The sequence below is a fragment of the Neptuniibacter sp. QD72_48 genome (assembly GCF_047778065.1).
Classification (GTDB): Bacteria; Pseudomonadota; Gammaproteobacteria; order Pseudomonadales; family Balneatricaceae; genus Neptuniibacter.
Window position 1 is genome coordinate 23,448 of the sequence record NZ_CP180548.1, and the last position, 13,561, is coordinate 37,008.

Annotated in this window: 25 protein-coding genes; 5 read left to right on the forward strand and 20 right to left on the reverse strand. The window is 42.5% G+C overall.

Annotated elements, in window-relative coordinates:
• Positions 1-217 precede the first annotated feature (217 nt).
• From ACMXYX_RS17760 to ACMXYX_RS17780, 5 genes are all read left to right on the forward strand, one after another.
• Positions 218-598 carry a hypothetical protein gene (locus ACMXYX_RS17760; RefSeq protein WP_415906915.1) on the forward strand — a complete coding sequence of 127 codons (381 nt, stop codon included), beginning with the start codon at positions 218-220 and terminating at the stop codon, positions 596-598.
• 97 nt (positions 599-695) lie between these two features.
• Complete coding sequence (locus ACMXYX_RS17765) at positions 696-1,001, forward strand: hypothetical protein (RefSeq protein WP_415906916.1); 306 nt, start codon at positions 696-698, stop codon at positions 999-1,001.
• Positions 973-1,185, forward strand: a complete 213-nt coding sequence (locus tag ACMXYX_RS17770; RefSeq protein WP_415906917.1) for a hypothetical protein — start codon at positions 973-975, stop codon at positions 1,183-1,185. Before ACMXYX_RS17765 ends, ACMXYX_RS17770 begins: the two co-directional genes overlap by 29 nt.
• Positions 1,178-1,393, forward strand: a complete 216-nt coding sequence (locus ACMXYX_RS17775; RefSeq protein ID WP_415906918.1) for a hypothetical protein — start codon at positions 1,178-1,180, stop codon at positions 1,391-1,393. The genes ACMXYX_RS17770 and ACMXYX_RS17775 overlap by 8 nt, the downstream gene beginning before the upstream one ends.
• Before the next feature lie 409 nt (positions 1,394-1,802).
• Complete coding sequence (locus tag ACMXYX_RS17780; protein ID WP_415906919.1) at positions 1,803-2,027, forward strand: hypothetical protein; 225 nt, start codon at positions 1,803-1,805, stop codon at positions 2,025-2,027.
• Between the two features lie 316 nt (positions 2,028-2,343).
• Here ACMXYX_RS17780 and ACMXYX_RS17785 read toward each other — a convergent pair whose 3' ends face one another.
• From ACMXYX_RS17785 to ACMXYX_RS17880, 20 genes are read right to left on the reverse strand one after another with little or no spacing between them, the layout of a single operon-like run.
• Complete coding sequence (locus ACMXYX_RS17785) at positions 2,344-2,502, reverse strand: hypothetical protein (protein ID WP_415906920.1); 159 nt, start codon at positions 2,500-2,502, stop codon at positions 2,344-2,346.
• Positions 2,499-3,680: a hypothetical protein gene (locus ACMXYX_RS17790; RefSeq protein WP_415906921.1), complete on the reverse strand. Its 1,182-nt coding sequence runs from the start codon at positions 3,678-3,680 to the stop codon at positions 2,499-2,501. The genes ACMXYX_RS17785 and ACMXYX_RS17790 overlap by 4 nt, the downstream gene beginning before the upstream one ends.
• The gene (locus ACMXYX_RS17795; RefSeq protein ID WP_415906922.1) at positions 3,681-4,013 is read right to left on the reverse strand and encodes a hypothetical protein; all 333 of its coding nucleotides are present in this window, start codon (positions 4,011-4,013) and stop codon (positions 3,681-3,683) included.
• Positions 4,006-4,512, reverse strand: a complete 507-nt coding sequence (locus tag ACMXYX_RS17800; protein ID WP_415906923.1) for a hypothetical protein — start codon at positions 4,510-4,512, stop codon at positions 4,006-4,008. Before ACMXYX_RS17800 ends, ACMXYX_RS17795 begins: the two co-directional genes overlap by 8 nt.
• 2 nt (positions 4,513-4,514) lie before the next feature.
• Positions 4,515-4,946: a hypothetical protein gene (locus ACMXYX_RS17805; RefSeq protein ID WP_415906924.1), complete on the reverse strand. Its 432-nt coding sequence runs from the start codon at positions 4,944-4,946 to the stop codon at positions 4,515-4,517.
• Entirely contained in the window at positions 4,939-5,271 is a 333-nt protein-coding gene (locus tag ACMXYX_RS17810) for a nucleotidyltransferase family protein (RefSeq protein ID WP_415906925.1), read from the reverse strand. The genes ACMXYX_RS17805 and ACMXYX_RS17810 overlap by 8 nt, the downstream gene beginning before the upstream one ends.
• On the reverse strand, positions 5,264-5,521 hold the full coding sequence (locus ACMXYX_RS17815; protein WP_415906926.1) for a hypothetical protein: 258 nt from the start codon (positions 5,519-5,521) through the stop codon (positions 5,264-5,266). Before ACMXYX_RS17815 ends, ACMXYX_RS17810 begins: the two co-directional genes overlap by 8 nt.
• The gene (locus ACMXYX_RS17820; RefSeq protein WP_415906927.1) at positions 5,518-5,949 is read right to left on the reverse strand and encodes a hypothetical protein; all 432 of its coding nucleotides are present in this window, start codon (positions 5,947-5,949) and stop codon (positions 5,518-5,520) included. The genes ACMXYX_RS17815 and ACMXYX_RS17820 overlap by 4 nt, the downstream gene beginning before the upstream one ends.
• Positions 5,946-6,485 carry a hypothetical protein gene (locus tag ACMXYX_RS17825; RefSeq protein WP_415906928.1) on the reverse strand — a complete coding sequence of 180 codons (540 nt, stop codon included), beginning with the start codon at positions 6,483-6,485 and terminating at the stop codon, positions 5,946-5,948. Before ACMXYX_RS17825 ends, ACMXYX_RS17820 begins: the two co-directional genes overlap by 4 nt.
• A gap of 11 nt (positions 6,486-6,496) precedes the next feature.
• Positions 6,497-6,739 (reverse strand): hypothetical protein, encoded by a 243-nt coding sequence (locus ACMXYX_RS17830; RefSeq protein ID WP_415906929.1) that lies wholly within the window; start codon positions 6,737-6,739, stop codon positions 6,497-6,499.
• On the reverse strand, positions 6,736-7,131 hold the full coding sequence (locus tag ACMXYX_RS17835) for a hypothetical protein (protein ID WP_415906930.1): 396 nt from the start codon (positions 7,129-7,131) through the stop codon (positions 6,736-6,738). Before ACMXYX_RS17835 ends, ACMXYX_RS17830 begins: the two co-directional genes overlap by 4 nt.
• A gap of 1 nt (position 7,132) precedes the next feature.
• Positions 7,133-8,023, reverse strand: a complete 891-nt coding sequence (locus tag ACMXYX_RS17840) for an ADP-ribosylglycohydrolase family protein (RefSeq protein ID WP_415906931.1) — start codon at positions 8,021-8,023, stop codon at positions 7,133-7,135.
• A 2-nt stretch (positions 8,024-8,025) separates the two neighbouring features.
• Entirely contained in the window at positions 8,026-9,105 is a 1,080-nt protein-coding gene (locus ACMXYX_RS17845; protein ID WP_415906932.1) for a hypothetical protein, read from the reverse strand.
• Between the two features lie 2 nt (positions 9,106-9,107).
• The gene (locus tag ACMXYX_RS17850; protein WP_415906933.1) at positions 9,108-9,692 is read right to left on the reverse strand and encodes a hypothetical protein; all 585 of its coding nucleotides are present in this window, start codon (positions 9,690-9,692) and stop codon (positions 9,108-9,110) included.
• Between the two features lies 1 nt (position 9,693).
• The gene (locus ACMXYX_RS17855; RefSeq protein ID WP_415906934.1) at positions 9,694-9,915 is read right to left on the reverse strand and encodes a hypothetical protein; all 222 of its coding nucleotides are present in this window, start codon (positions 9,913-9,915) and stop codon (positions 9,694-9,696) included.
• Positions 9,916-9,923: 8 nt separating this feature from the next.
• Positions 9,924-11,096, reverse strand: a complete 1,173-nt coding sequence (locus ACMXYX_RS17860) for a hypothetical protein (RefSeq protein WP_415906935.1) — start codon at positions 11,094-11,096, stop codon at positions 9,924-9,926.
• A gap of 9 nt (positions 11,097-11,105) precedes the next feature.
• Positions 11,106-11,726 carry a hypothetical protein gene (locus ACMXYX_RS17865; protein WP_415906936.1) on the reverse strand — a complete coding sequence of 207 codons (621 nt, stop codon included), beginning with the start codon at positions 11,724-11,726 and terminating at the stop codon, positions 11,106-11,108.
• Between the two features lie 2 nt (positions 11,727-11,728).
• Positions 11,729-12,430 (reverse strand): hypothetical protein, encoded by a 702-nt coding sequence (locus ACMXYX_RS17870; protein WP_415906937.1) that lies wholly within the window; start codon positions 12,428-12,430, stop codon positions 11,729-11,731.
• A complete protein-coding gene (locus tag ACMXYX_RS17875; RefSeq protein WP_415906938.1) occupies positions 12,431-13,096 on the reverse strand; it encodes an exonuclease domain-containing protein in 666 nt (221 codons plus the stop codon).
• Between the two features lies 1 nt (position 13,097).
• Entirely contained in the window at positions 13,098-13,505 is a 408-nt protein-coding gene (locus tag ACMXYX_RS17880; RefSeq protein WP_415906939.1) for a hypothetical protein, read from the reverse strand.
• Positions 13,506-13,561 lie beyond the last annotated feature (56 nt).

The following is a 13,561-nucleotide window of genomic DNA, read 5'->3' on the forward strand; positions in this document are numbered from 1 at the left end:
CTTATAACCTAAATTGCATCTTATTTAGTTTAAATTAATCATAAAGAAATAGACATATACTTATAGCTCAAAAATAACTTAATAAAATCAAATAAAAAGCTCGTCGAAAATAACTCACTAAAATATAAACCTCACCTTTAAAATCACATAAATCATTTTTAAGTAAAATTAAATCAAGTTCGTTATAATGCGATGAGACTTTAAAGGATTAATCGTAATGAATAAGTACAACGTAGATAACTTTAATTTTGGATTTGAGCCAAATAATAACCACGGCGTGTTCTATACAAACGGGATTGGTGAATTCGCTTTGGGTGGTTATGAATATGCTTCCCTTGTAGTAAAGCCCTTTGCAGGTGATCAGGTAGCTGAAGACATGATGACCGCCACGCACCATGAAGCGTTTGCGAAGGTGATGGCCGTACTGAACCAGATCGCCCAAAAAGAACCTGAACTGTTGCATAAGAATGCAGGCCAATTTTGGTGGGATCTGGAAGACCGCTTAAAGATTCGTCGCCTTGATGAAGCAGGCCCTGAAGTGGTGATAGGCGAGGGTGGCCACTACACTATAGAGCAGTTTACACCCGAAGTGCATTAAGGTTTGCGCGCAAACGTTAGATGTTGTTTGCAGTCGATAAGCCCATGTTTTAAAAGGATTAACCCAGAGTTTTAAAAACTAGGGTTAAAAACAAAATATGATTGAAATTACAGACGAAGATAGAGCTATTTATCAGCGCATGATCAATAAAAATCCTAATGCGAAAACGTACACATTTGATGAAATTGTAGAAGAGCTGCATGATGAATTTCTGAATGGCATGAACGAGCATCAGGCACAAGCACTGCTGGATAATGCACCCACAGAGGAGGATCGCCAGACCCTGCTCAACAGTCATTTCAGAGAGATCCCTGAAACGGTTAAAAAAGCATTAGTTAGAAACCGCTTTAAGTACAGTGAAGAAGAGTTAATTGATGGCGAAGCATTCTTTAAAAGGCTGTGAGATCACTGATTACGACCGTGCGGTAGCTGATCGAATCATCGCTAGACGCTATGCAGGTGAAGTCCCTAAAGGCAAAACCTCTGCGGAACTCAGAGCGTACTTTAATAATAAATACCTCAAAGGCCGAACCGTCGAAGAGGCGCAAGACGACTGGGAACGGGAAAGAGGACTTATAGATGACTGAGAAGCTAATACACGGCGTTCCTGCCGATGAGATGCATGAGCTAATCGATCACTTTAAACAGCTCACAGAGCTAGAGAGACGTTCTGGCTACAGTTTAGAAGAAGTATTTCCTGAAAAGGACTACGAACCTGTGGAAGGAACAATGCTCGATGCCTTTGATCGCGCCTTAGAGCGTTCTATTGCTAAACATAAAGCCAAAAATCTTTAAGGTACTTTCATACCCTCGGTATCGTTAAATCGGTGCCAATCTATCGTTTCTTTGATGACAAACTATCGTCCTAACAAGGACAAAATAGCCTTTTCACCCTGTTTTCTCATGCGAAAACACCCTTAACCCCCTTATTTCGAACATAAGTGAGGGTTCTAACGTACCTTTATCACCCTAAAACCCACTATCGTTCAACCTGAGACAAAATGAAATTTGCCTTATTTTTAAAAAATATTAGGGTAATTTCGGCCTTAAAAATCAGTAGAGGCGGGGAGTCCAGATTCTACCTGAGCTTAAAACTTGACTTTTAATTAACTTATTGTTTTTAAAGGATTTTTCTTGACAGGAAAACGCTTTTCGATGTATCTTTATCTTAACGTTAATAATAAAAATAAGAGGAAAAAACGTTATGAATAAACTCACTTCTTTACACTCAACACTCTCTGTTAAAACTTTGAATACGACTGATGCTAAAGCGCTGTCCATCCAGTTCAGTTTTCAGTTCTTTAAGTATCGTTCTGGTGATGACAAATTCAGTGATCTGAAGGAACTGATTATATGGATTGGGATTGGCTTGGGTGCGGCGCTACCCGTTCAGATTCAGATGCAGCCGATCCTGCAACAACTGTTCTAGCAGACATAAAAAAAGCCCTCAATGAGGGCTTTCTTGTAAGCAGGAATCAACAATGAGAGCTTCTGTTGTTTAATGGCAGGGCTACTCTCTACCGCTGCTTCTTTGTACCCTAGTCTTCTTTTTTTGGTCAGTGGGACAAGGGCTTCGCGCCTAACCACTGTTCGATGAAAAGCCATATTCCCTGTCTCTCATCTGATCCAGCTCAATACTTATCTGCATCCTGCAGGGCGAGCTACTCTATCACGATTCCTGAAGTTTCAAGCTCGCACTTAGCTTTTAAAAGCAGGTAGCGTATCACCTTAAATCAATTTTTAGATTATAACTGATTTCTCTTTTCTTCACGATACTCTTTTAACGCTTGAGCTTTAGCTTGTTCTCTCGCTTCAGCCAAAGGCGTACCTTTGTAACGCTCGCTTTCAGGTTTCGCTAAATGCTTATCTAAAACCTGTTTTTCAGAATCAGTGAGAGGAGTCATTTGAGCTTAATTAAGTTAGTTTTATCCATGAGCGGTGAATCCTTATCGCCTTTCACGAATTCATCAATATAGATTAATTTGCGCTGTTTACGCCCCTTACCTACACGAGCCATACGATAGTGACCAGAAACAACGAAACTGTGCGAATACTCCCTGCTTTTGCTATCCGCAGGCGGCAAACTGGAGGTGTCTTTTTTAGCTACATCGAGCGCTGTTAGCTTAAACAAAGAAGCACCTTTTGGACTCTTTTTATCCTTCATAACAGAAGGACGTTTCATCGCTGAAGGTAGCTCCTTTAGCGCATCAGGATCACGTTCATCTGCTGTTTGCTGCGTATGATCATACAGTGCCAGAATGATGATCTTTTCCAGTACGCGCTTACAAATATTTAATGCATTTTCTTCAGTTTGAATACTCTCGGAAAAAGTAATCTCATCTTTTCCTGTGTCTTCATTATGATAAAAATACACAAAGTCTTCAGTACCTAAACTCGAATGAAGGCACACGCCCATTGTATTGAAATACGGGTTCCAAAACGCGGATCTGAAGTAGAGTTTTACGTCATTAAGAAGAGGTTCTAATGCCTTTAAACTGGTGCTTACATTAGCATGTTCATAGGGATAAGAGCCTTGAGCAAAGTCGAAATACCAAAACTTATCCCTGATACCCTCCATAATCTCTTCCATCACTTCATCATCAGGATTGATCTTCGGAGGCTGCATTTTAAAGATGCGTTTCATCAACTCTTTAGAAGGCTGAATCGCTTTAATCTCACGATCCTTAAAGATGTCAGCTTGTTGCTCATTCGGCGGTGTAAACACATGAGCTGCATACGCAAGGTAATGGAAATGAATGAGGATTTTGGCAGGCGGTTCTTCTTTATCAATTTGCGCTTTAGAGTGGATAATATCTGAGATCAATTTTGATCCCAGACTCAGGCGCTCAACGTAAGGCTTCTTCCTGAAATCCTTTAAACTCTTAAAGCCTTTTACCGCATCAACAATCGACTTACTCTGCTCTAAATCTGTTTTAGAGATGCCATATCGCTGAGGGTTAGAAACGAGTTCCCTATGGTGTTCTACGTGCTTTAAAAAGCCACGGCAGATACCATTGGTTTCACCCTCATTGATCTGCTTTAAGTAATACTCACAAACTTTGTCAATGTGCGTAATTGCCATTTATTTTGAATCCTTAACCTGTTTCTTCGCTTCCAGCTCATCAACACAAACATTGAAAAAAGTGCGTAAACAATCTGTGGAACAAAAGCCTATATCAGCTTGGCCCCGTGTTCCATCTTTAACGATATCAATAGAACCACCGCCACACCCGTGATCGTGAATATCGAGCAGTAAAAAGCCTTGTGCATTACGATCATTAAAATCACCCCCTGCACCGCACATGATCCACACATCACCATCGACATGCATAGGATTTCCGCACGCCGTACAGACCTTCGGATTTGGCGTGGTGGGTGCGTTATTCACCACTGGAAATTTAATATCTTTACTCATACCACTTCACGTTCGCTTTACCCAGAGTCAGCACCGCTTCAGCGAGAATGCGTGCATCCTCTAAAGCATGATGCGTATTCTCTTTACTTGATAATGCTAACGCTAACAGGGTGCGGTTGTAGCCATTGGCTAATCGGCCTACGTTCTTAATCACATAAGGGCAGCGCTCGCCAGCAGCGTCATACAGACGTTTTAACCAAAACTCATCCCTTTCACTGTCAGCAATCAGAATGCACTTATACGGATCACCACAGGCTTCTGCGATCACTTTAATTGCGTCTTTTGGCGATACACCGTCTTCCTCAATATAAGGCTTAGCGAGCTTATGAATCTTCTGAGCCTCATAGCTCCATTCTGTCCATTCAAGCACCGAAGCAGGGGAGATGATGCAGTAGCCCTCATCGCCAGAAAACACTTCGTGCAGCCCGACAGAGATCGGATAGCTTTCTGTACTCAGGGAGCTGGCTTCAAAATCAATAAATACATGTCTGCGAGGCATAACTACTCAGCTCCATCAGATGAAAAACGGATGGAATCCACGCCCAACATCTCACAAAGCTCTTTACCCGAATCATAGTTAGATAAGAACTTTGTATTGGCTCTACGGGAAGCTTGAGCAGACTCTAAAACAACAAATAAGATCTTCGACTCATCTACAATTTCATCAAATACGATCTTCTGAATGTTGTTAATTCCATCTACTGCTAGAAGCTCATACACTTTATCTTTATTACGTTGATAAGATTCCTCAGGCGACTCCCAAACAACTAAATTAATGTAGTTATCAGGATCGCCTTCACGCACTGGAGCCATGTCTGCACCAGACACGGTGAGAGCGCCACAGGAGCATTTAACCGCTCTATTGGTGGACTCAATGAGATCACCACAAAGGCGGCACTTGGCAGCGTTTACAAGCAGCTTGCGATCACTCATGATTCACCACTGGCTGTAGATACAAATCTTTTAAATCCTGATTGATAGCACTACGAAGAGACTCACTCTGAACCTCTTGCTCTATAACAACATCGACTTTGCAATCTACAAGCACTTCAATACCACTTAAAATGTCAGCAAGATTAAATAGATCGATGTTTTCTTTTTGAGAAATAAGAATGTCTAGATCACTATCTTCTGTGTCTTCACCACGCGCTACAGAACCGAAAACACGCGGATTGCAGGCATTATTCGCTTCCACAATCTCAATGATTTTTTGCTCATTGCCTTTCAAATAATCTGAGGGCTTTCTCTGCTTAACCATTCGCTTTTCGCTCCTGAAGATATCCATGTATCAGCGGCAAGCAGCAACCTTTATGAATCACCTCTTGACGACTTAGCTCAATAATCAGATTCTCGATATCATCCAACACAACCTCATCATCACAGAGTTCTGTGATTTTATTGCACCAACGATCCAGATCCGTTTGCACATACTCAACGTTATGCCGCTCTGACAGATTCAGAATAAACTGTGCAAAATCAGAGGAGGGAAGATCATCTTTGGTAATCATTTCAGATCCACAAAGCTAATCGTCGTAATACCCAGAAGATCAACAATCTCATCTTCAATTTCATCCATCCGTGTGTAGCTCAGGCCTAAGCGTCTAGCCTTACTCATATCCGCTTTAACCGTCATGATCTCCACGGTATCGCCCTCATACGATTCAATGTAAATATCCTGAATCTCAGTGATATTGTCTTTCGCTAACAGCGTTAAAACTGTATTCCTATTACGATTAAGGGCTTCATCAGGCTCTTCACGAATGACCAGATTCCAGTACTGGTCATCAGATACGTTTCTAACACTCTCTTTGAACGTACCTGATACGGTGAGCTGGCCGCATTTGCAGGTCTGCTCAGGAATACCGATAGTGGATTCGATAATTTCACCACACGCCCTACATTTCGCAGCATTAACCACCAACCTGCGATCACTCATACGATCACCAATTCCCTACACATCAGGAAGCTTTGACTTCTCTGCGGCTTTTTTATGAGAGCGTGTTTCTCCTCGCTACCAACTAAACGTTTCAGTGCATCGATATGCACGATCATCGAGTGATCTTCCTGTTTAATATCGGTGCACATAATGTTGGAGTTTTTGATGGTGCAGGGTGATAACACTAAGCGCACAACAAAGTCTTTTTCATAGTCGAAAGTGAGAGGGTCAAGGTACAGATCCATCTCCTTCTGACGATCCAGAACAGAGAGGTGATAAGGCACTTCCCAATTCTCTGAAGATGCCTTGTAGTACACCCCTGAAATGTTATCTAACGCGACAAGCTCACCGATGTACTGCACCTCGGTTTCAGCATCGAGATCGACCGCATAAACATAAAAATCACAGCTAAATGGAGCCAGTATTTCGGGTTTGGTTGTAAACATGAAATGCTGTTTTTTAATGAGTTCATGCATCTGCTCATGCGTGATTCCATCAGCCAATCGAATGGAGGCTACTTCGATAATAGAGTCCATGTTTACACTCCTTAAAACTGTTTACGATAACGAGTAAAACCGTCATACAGAACGTGATACATCGGCTTTCCAGACAGGTAGCACGCTGTACCAAACACCAGAATTAAACCGATAAACAACGCAGTATTTTCAGGTGTTAAACGTCCATTAAACCCCAGTTCGATAAACGCACTGACCACTGCGAACAGCAGGTTCACAGAGATAAAATGAAAGATGCCAAAGTAGAAAAAGAAGAGGAACATGCCTAATGTCATGCTGACTTCTCCAGCAGTTCAATCAGTTTCGCTTTTTGGTATTCCTCAGTGGTTTTCTCAGGATCACAAACATGCTGTTTTTCTGTGCCTGAGAACTCACCGCAGCGCTCACAGATGAACGGAGAGCGTGCCTCTAAATAATTAACAAACTCATAGGCAATATGGTTATCAGGCAACATCGGAAAAATCACACCGATGTTCAATTTGAAGCACTTTTCCTTAATGTCATAGATCTGAACTTCACTGTCTTTGATGCCTAGTGATTTCAGGTATTCAGCAAGCTCTATCAGTAGCGGATACCAGCCATAACCCATGCAGATTCCCCAACAGAAATCGTCATTAGGTTTAAAGATCGGGTATTTTGTACTAAGCATTTGCTGAAATTCATCCATCTTATTCACCGTAATAAAAAACAGAGTATTCCTTTAAAATTTTGTGTGCAGGCTCGCTGAATTCTTCTGGAATTCCATAGAGTTCACCTGCAATAGCGCCAGCAATGGAAAGGATCGTGTCGGTGTCCCCGCCAATGTAGAGTCCTTTACTCATTACCTCTTTAAAATCATCTGAAGTGCAGGCAATCCAGATCGCCACAGGCACCGTGGTTTCCGCATCAGTACTAAAGCCAAACTCGTTATGTAAATCCTCAAGGTCGTAGTACAGCGGGTAAAACTCATGAGAGATGCGATCACGGATCTCATCTGCAGATTGACCTTGTTTAGCTAGATAAACAGATAGGGCCACCGCTTGTGCACCTTTCACCCCTTCTTCTGAGTTGTGAGTGCATTTCGCAGATAACTCAGCGAGATCTAGCACCTCAGCTTCAGATTCGGCATAGAAGGCCACAGGAGCCACGCGAGAGGCTGCACCATTACCGTAAGACTGGTAAGGGCCTGTATGGTCTTCCGCCCACTGGCGAAACATGTGGCCATAGTCATCTGCAAAAGCTGAATTAAAATACGCATCACGGTAAAACTGACCAAAGGCAATACCGTCAGATGCAAAACACTTAGAGGTACTTAACGCTTTGTTAGTCGCATCTAACAAATAGGTTTCATCCGTGGGATGAGATAATTCAGTAAAGAAAGGCAGGTTATAGCCTTTCTGATCTTTACCTTCATAACTGGAACCAATTAGGTCGCCAATGATGGCTCCGAACATGCCGTTATGCATAAATTTAACCCTTAACTTTCCTGCAGCTTTTGCTTCTCGATACGAATCTTTCAGCAGCTGCATATGCTCACGCTTCATTGTCTGAATGCGTTTTTCATACTCTTCACTAGCCATTGCTATTCCTGAGTGTAGGGATCAACTTCCTCACTACCACCCACAAGCGAATCGCTCACAAATACCCAACGACTTCCACGTGGTTTATTCGCATGTTCGCCTTTGTAGTACCGTTCATCCCTGAGGTTCCTGAAGTGCCAGCTTCTGTAGTGCTCACCGCGACTCGCACTACTGAGCATGGCACTGGAACCTGATAGGGTGAACTGACGCATTTTCTGACCATCATAATTACCTAACATCGTTGGCAGCTGCCGACTCGGTAAACCTGATTTAAGGTATTTGCCATCAGTAGCTGAGTTATACGCAAACAGAGCAGTAATGATTTTGAAGGCGTAAAACTGCATCGTCATATCGGTTTTATCGAGCTGCATGAACGAATACGTTTGCCTGTCGGCTTGCTGTAAACGCTCACCAAAATCAGCCAGATTTTCTGCCTGCATGATCGACTTTAAGTAGTTAGTCGTGATCATCGTCCGAATCGTTTTTGGCTGATCAATACCCATTGGCTGAGTCGCATCTTTCTTCACTTTCGTGTTCAGGCGATCTAGTTGCATGATCGATAAACACCATGCTTTATCGACGGCTTTTTCAGGATGATTGATGTCAACACCCAACTCATGACCGTAATGCTCAGTAAAAGGTTTGTAGATCTCTTCTTCCTCAGATCTGTACGGAAACCAGTTCACCAGAAGCCCTGTCATTTCGACACCTTCAACCATGAAACCTTTTGGCATCGCCAACATGAACGAGTGCATCGGTGGATCGAAAGCATCCATCTCTGACATGTCGAATTTCGCTGTGATCAATTTTTTCAACAGCTCTTCATTAGCAGGGAAGATGATGGGACGCTTGTGCCGCTTCCATCTGTGTTCTTCTGCAAAAATCGGAAAATCGATATGGTTATACAAACACTGTTCTGATGTGATGGGCGCTGAAAGTGCTTCATCCATCATCAGCTTAAACAGTGCTGTATCTGAGTACTCTTTAGCACTCGCACCCAATACACGGTTTGTATCAATCCCCACCGTTTCATGAGAGTGATATAAGCGATACGCGAGTTTCTTAACTTTTTTCTTAGCCATATCTATAAACTTTCAATCTCAGATTTTGTTGCAGATTCAGATTCTTCTTTAAAAACGATCTCACTCCCTCGGATCAACATTGAATCCACTTCCAGCTCAATGTATTCGCGGCTCATATGCTGCTGAAGCACAGGGTTTTCAGACAGGTATTTGAGCCGATCCAGATCTTTCGGGTTCGCATTCTGCTCAATAAAAAACATACACATATGCATAAACCGCAGGATCAACATTTTGAACATATTTGGCATACGCGCAGGCTTCATACTGAGCTGCTGTGTGATCTTGTTGATTAGTAAACAGTGCTCAGTGAGTGCTTCAATGATCTCTTTTTTGTCGAACATCATCGTAAGCTTCATATCTTCGAAGTCGATCATTAAGAAGACCATCTGCTGATCGAGTGTGCTGCCATACGTCTGATGGAAATCAGCCATTACCTCTTCGAGATCTGCAGGTACTGTACCGACAGTTTGGCTGACCTCATAAATATTCGTCAGGTACTGATTTACCGCATTAATGTAAGCCAGTGGCCCTGCGTTAATGCGATAGATCGGTTTCTCAAACTGCGAGAGATTATCGTAATGACTCATCTCAAAATCCTTTTAAATTAAATGGGTCTCTACTCTTTAAGTGATCCCATTCTGTTTCTTGTGGCACCATGAGTCGTGCCTTACGCAATTGTCTCTGTGCTGCCTCTGAAGCGGCGGGAGTAGGGTGTTTAGCCAACTCCTCTAACTCCGTAATTACTTCATCGTGATAGACCAACTGGTCGAGTAGAGCGTCCATTTCTGTCAGCAGTGATTCAGTATTCATAATTCCATTTAAAGCGACTGATCAATGGCTGCTTTAAGACCTGTATTCTCAGACGCACCGCCTGTGTTTTGCTCAAAGTAATCTTGGTACTTCTCAACAAACATCTGATTCATTGTCTCTCCCAGATCCAAAGGATCATCAGGGTATAAACGCTTATCTGAATCCACCTCTGGAAAGTTGATCCGATCTTTTTCCAGCAGGTCTTTAATAAATTCAAAGTAATTTGTGTTCGATACTTCCCTGAATTTCACAGCTTTACTGAGTTGCGTGCAATCCCAGTTATCCAGCAAAATATACGCACTGTAAAACTGCTCTTTACAGCCCGTTGTCTGAAGTTTTGTCGCAACCTCATTCAGAGCATGTGTGCGATTAAATTCATTTTTAAACAGTTCACTAAATTCTGTCGGATGCTCCATGAGCACATACATCAGAATCTTTTTAAACGCTAAGTAGTTCAGGTGTTCACCCTGATCTAAAAGTGTTTTAAAGAAGTTATGGAGCGGTTTTTTATCACTACGGTGATGAAAGAAATCCATTAACCGATCCATGATCAAATCATGCTTGCCACAGAGCTTATTAAACTCAGCGACACCCCGTTCACCGTTAACCAGCTCAACTAACCCTTTAAGGAAGTTATCCCCTGCAGGATTGTAAATACTGCGGCTATCGGTATACGTAAACGTGTAATCGTAAATTTCAGATGTAGCCCGAAAATCTTCACCCTGATCCCAAATAGACAGCGGCCATAACGGTGAGTTAATTAGATGACTGAAGGCATTCAGCGCAGGGTGCTCCTCACCCTCCAACTGCGGCAAATGCTCATTCAAGTAATCAACTACATACTTAAAATTAAAACCGTCCTTACAGCGAAACACAGGCGCTTCAGCGAATGCTTTATTAATCGTATCCGTAAAGCGTGGATTAAAATTAGGCCTGCCTAAAAAATAGGTTGGCTGGATATAAACAACCCATTTATTTTGATCAGAAATCAACTGCATCTCATGGTGCGCTGACATCAGTTCAGGATGGTTAATAACCAGCTCTTCACCCCAGTCGATTAGCTGCCAATCAGTCAGGAAATGATGGGTTTCAGAAACTGTCAGCTCTGCATTGGAGAAGCGTGAAAACCAACAAGCTAAATCATCGTAATAAGTTTCTTCATCAAAAATGTCGGTCATCATCAATTCCTCTTAAAGTGATGGAATCTCACTTCTTACCCGCTTAGGTTTCTCCATCATTGCATCAAGCGTTTTCACTAATTTCAGCCTGAAGGCTTCCATTTCTTGCGGATTCACATCCGACATAAACGCGTGATGACTTAAGCTCTCTAACTCATCCAGAATCGCTGGATTTCGATCCCTACGCGCTTGCTTGCGCTGAGTATACAGATACGTTAACACCTTCTGCTGAGCGGTGGTTGTCATCTTACAAACGCTTCGATAGTACGCCGTGCTAATGACATAACCATTCGCTTTTGTGCAGACGTAGGCATATACCTTCATCGAGATACCGCAATACCGCTCTGCTGCATCGAGTAAATCTAAAGACCATTGATCTTGTTGTTTAACCCGCTCAATCAATCGGATTTTTGATGCAGTAATGTACTCTCTGATATCAGATTTATGCTCTGCAGTAAGCGCAGAGCAACCGTTCTTCATTTTGATAAAATTAGTTAAGTGATTGCACAGCTCAGATTCTTCATTCAGTACTGCCTGAAACGTTCGACCTTCTGTAAGATCGACAGAGATTAAGACTTTAAGGTCTTGCTCCTTAATCTTTATATTAACGTCATCGGCATACTGAATAGACATCACTACAAGCTCTCTAAATCGTTTCTAATAGGTCTTTCAAATGAAGAACTCAGTAGCTTAGAAGCTTTCGCTAGCTGCCTATCCAGCTTCCTCTGCAGCTCTGAAGTCATCTTCCAATGCATCACTTCGTTATCAGTCATTGCATACAGTAGATCCAGCTCCTCTGGCTGAATTAAACCGATCTCTTTGAAGGCCTTAACCTTGTGCTTAATCGCACGATAAAGTGCCTGACAAAAGAAGGCTGCGGAGGTAAGGCGTACCACCTGATCCGCATCGTGATCATCCACTGCAATAAAGAACTGTGTCAGGTTGCGAATACGCTTAGCTGACCAGTTCTGATGTAAACCATCCATTGTGGCTAGTTCAGCATTAACGTTTTCGTTAATCGTGCTCATGATGGTCATCTGCTTAGTCAGATCGACTTTCCATTCATGTGCTTTTTCAAAGAATGCGATACACGCATTTAAGTACGCATCAAAGGCTTCACACTCTTTGATATTCGGTGCAGTGATCCACTCACAGAGGTTTTCCATGTCAGCGAAATCACCGCTGAAGCTGGCATGAGTAAACCCGCCATCAATAGAGACCTTGCCGCAAATACACCGCTGATAATCATGATCATGCGTACTCTCCAGAACCTGCTGGCAGTTCTTACATTTCGCGGCATTTCTGACCAAAATTGAGTACATAATCTTATGGCTCACTCACTTAACCTTTTTACAAAACGGCAAGAGCTTTGCTCCATTACGCGCATCATCGATGCCTCTGTGCTGAAAGCCTTCAAACTGCTGACCACGACTTTCCAACATGGAGCGCATACTGCGTGATTTGTTAGCTTTACCCGTTTCAGGATCAATCCAAAGTGTTTTTAAATTAAGGTAATGACCTTTCTCTCCACCGAATAACGTTTTCAGATAAGCGCCTTTACCCAACTTCTGTTCTTTATGTTTTTCACAGAACGCATCCAGCGCTTCCTCGGTGTATTTCCCTGTATTATTAAAACCAAGCTTAGGGGCGCTTAATTCCAGCTCCGCAAGCTGTTTACGTAGCTGTAGATAGTCATACTCACCCACGCTGCACATGGAAATTTGACCGTCAAATTTCTCTAAAAAAGCATTCATCATCTCTGCTACTTCAGAGAAGAGGGGAGCGTTCTCTACATCGTTCTGAGTGATCGATGTCAGTTTGGTGCAAAACTCAGTGAGTACAGGGTTCTTAACGGGTTTAACAAAGGTCTGAAATTCTTCCAAAATAGTGCCATCGGCTTTCGCCAGTACTGCACCAAATTCGATAATTTCACCTTCCTTGCTCTGATTAAACTCATCGTTTTCACAACAAGTTGCTTCAAAATCAACCATGAAATACAGCATCTTAATGCACCTCAGGACAGGCATGCTCGATGCCATCAAATGCGTTAAAAACTTCCTGTGAATCCCTGACCGCACGCTGATGTTTGTTCACGCGGCGTGCCAATTTTCTGGATTCATCATCAATCTTTTTCTGCCAGTAGCTTTCAGCAGCTACGGCTTTATCCAGCTGCTTGTACGCTTTACGCAGCAGCGTTAAATAAGATTTAGGAATACCTTCAGATTCACCATGCTCAATGGTGAGCTTTAGCAGCTCAACAGAATCGATAAGGTCATCATCAACAAGGCTTTTGGTATGCTTTGAGAGGTTGCGAAGTCCGACCCAGAAGTTGGACATCTGCTTGAGGTTTGCCTCAACTGCGAGTTTGGTATTGAGGTCAAAAACTTTTTGTAAATCTACCTTTGCGTTCATGAGATCGCTTCCTTGATTGGCGATAAACAAAGCACATAAACCATGTGCTCAACACG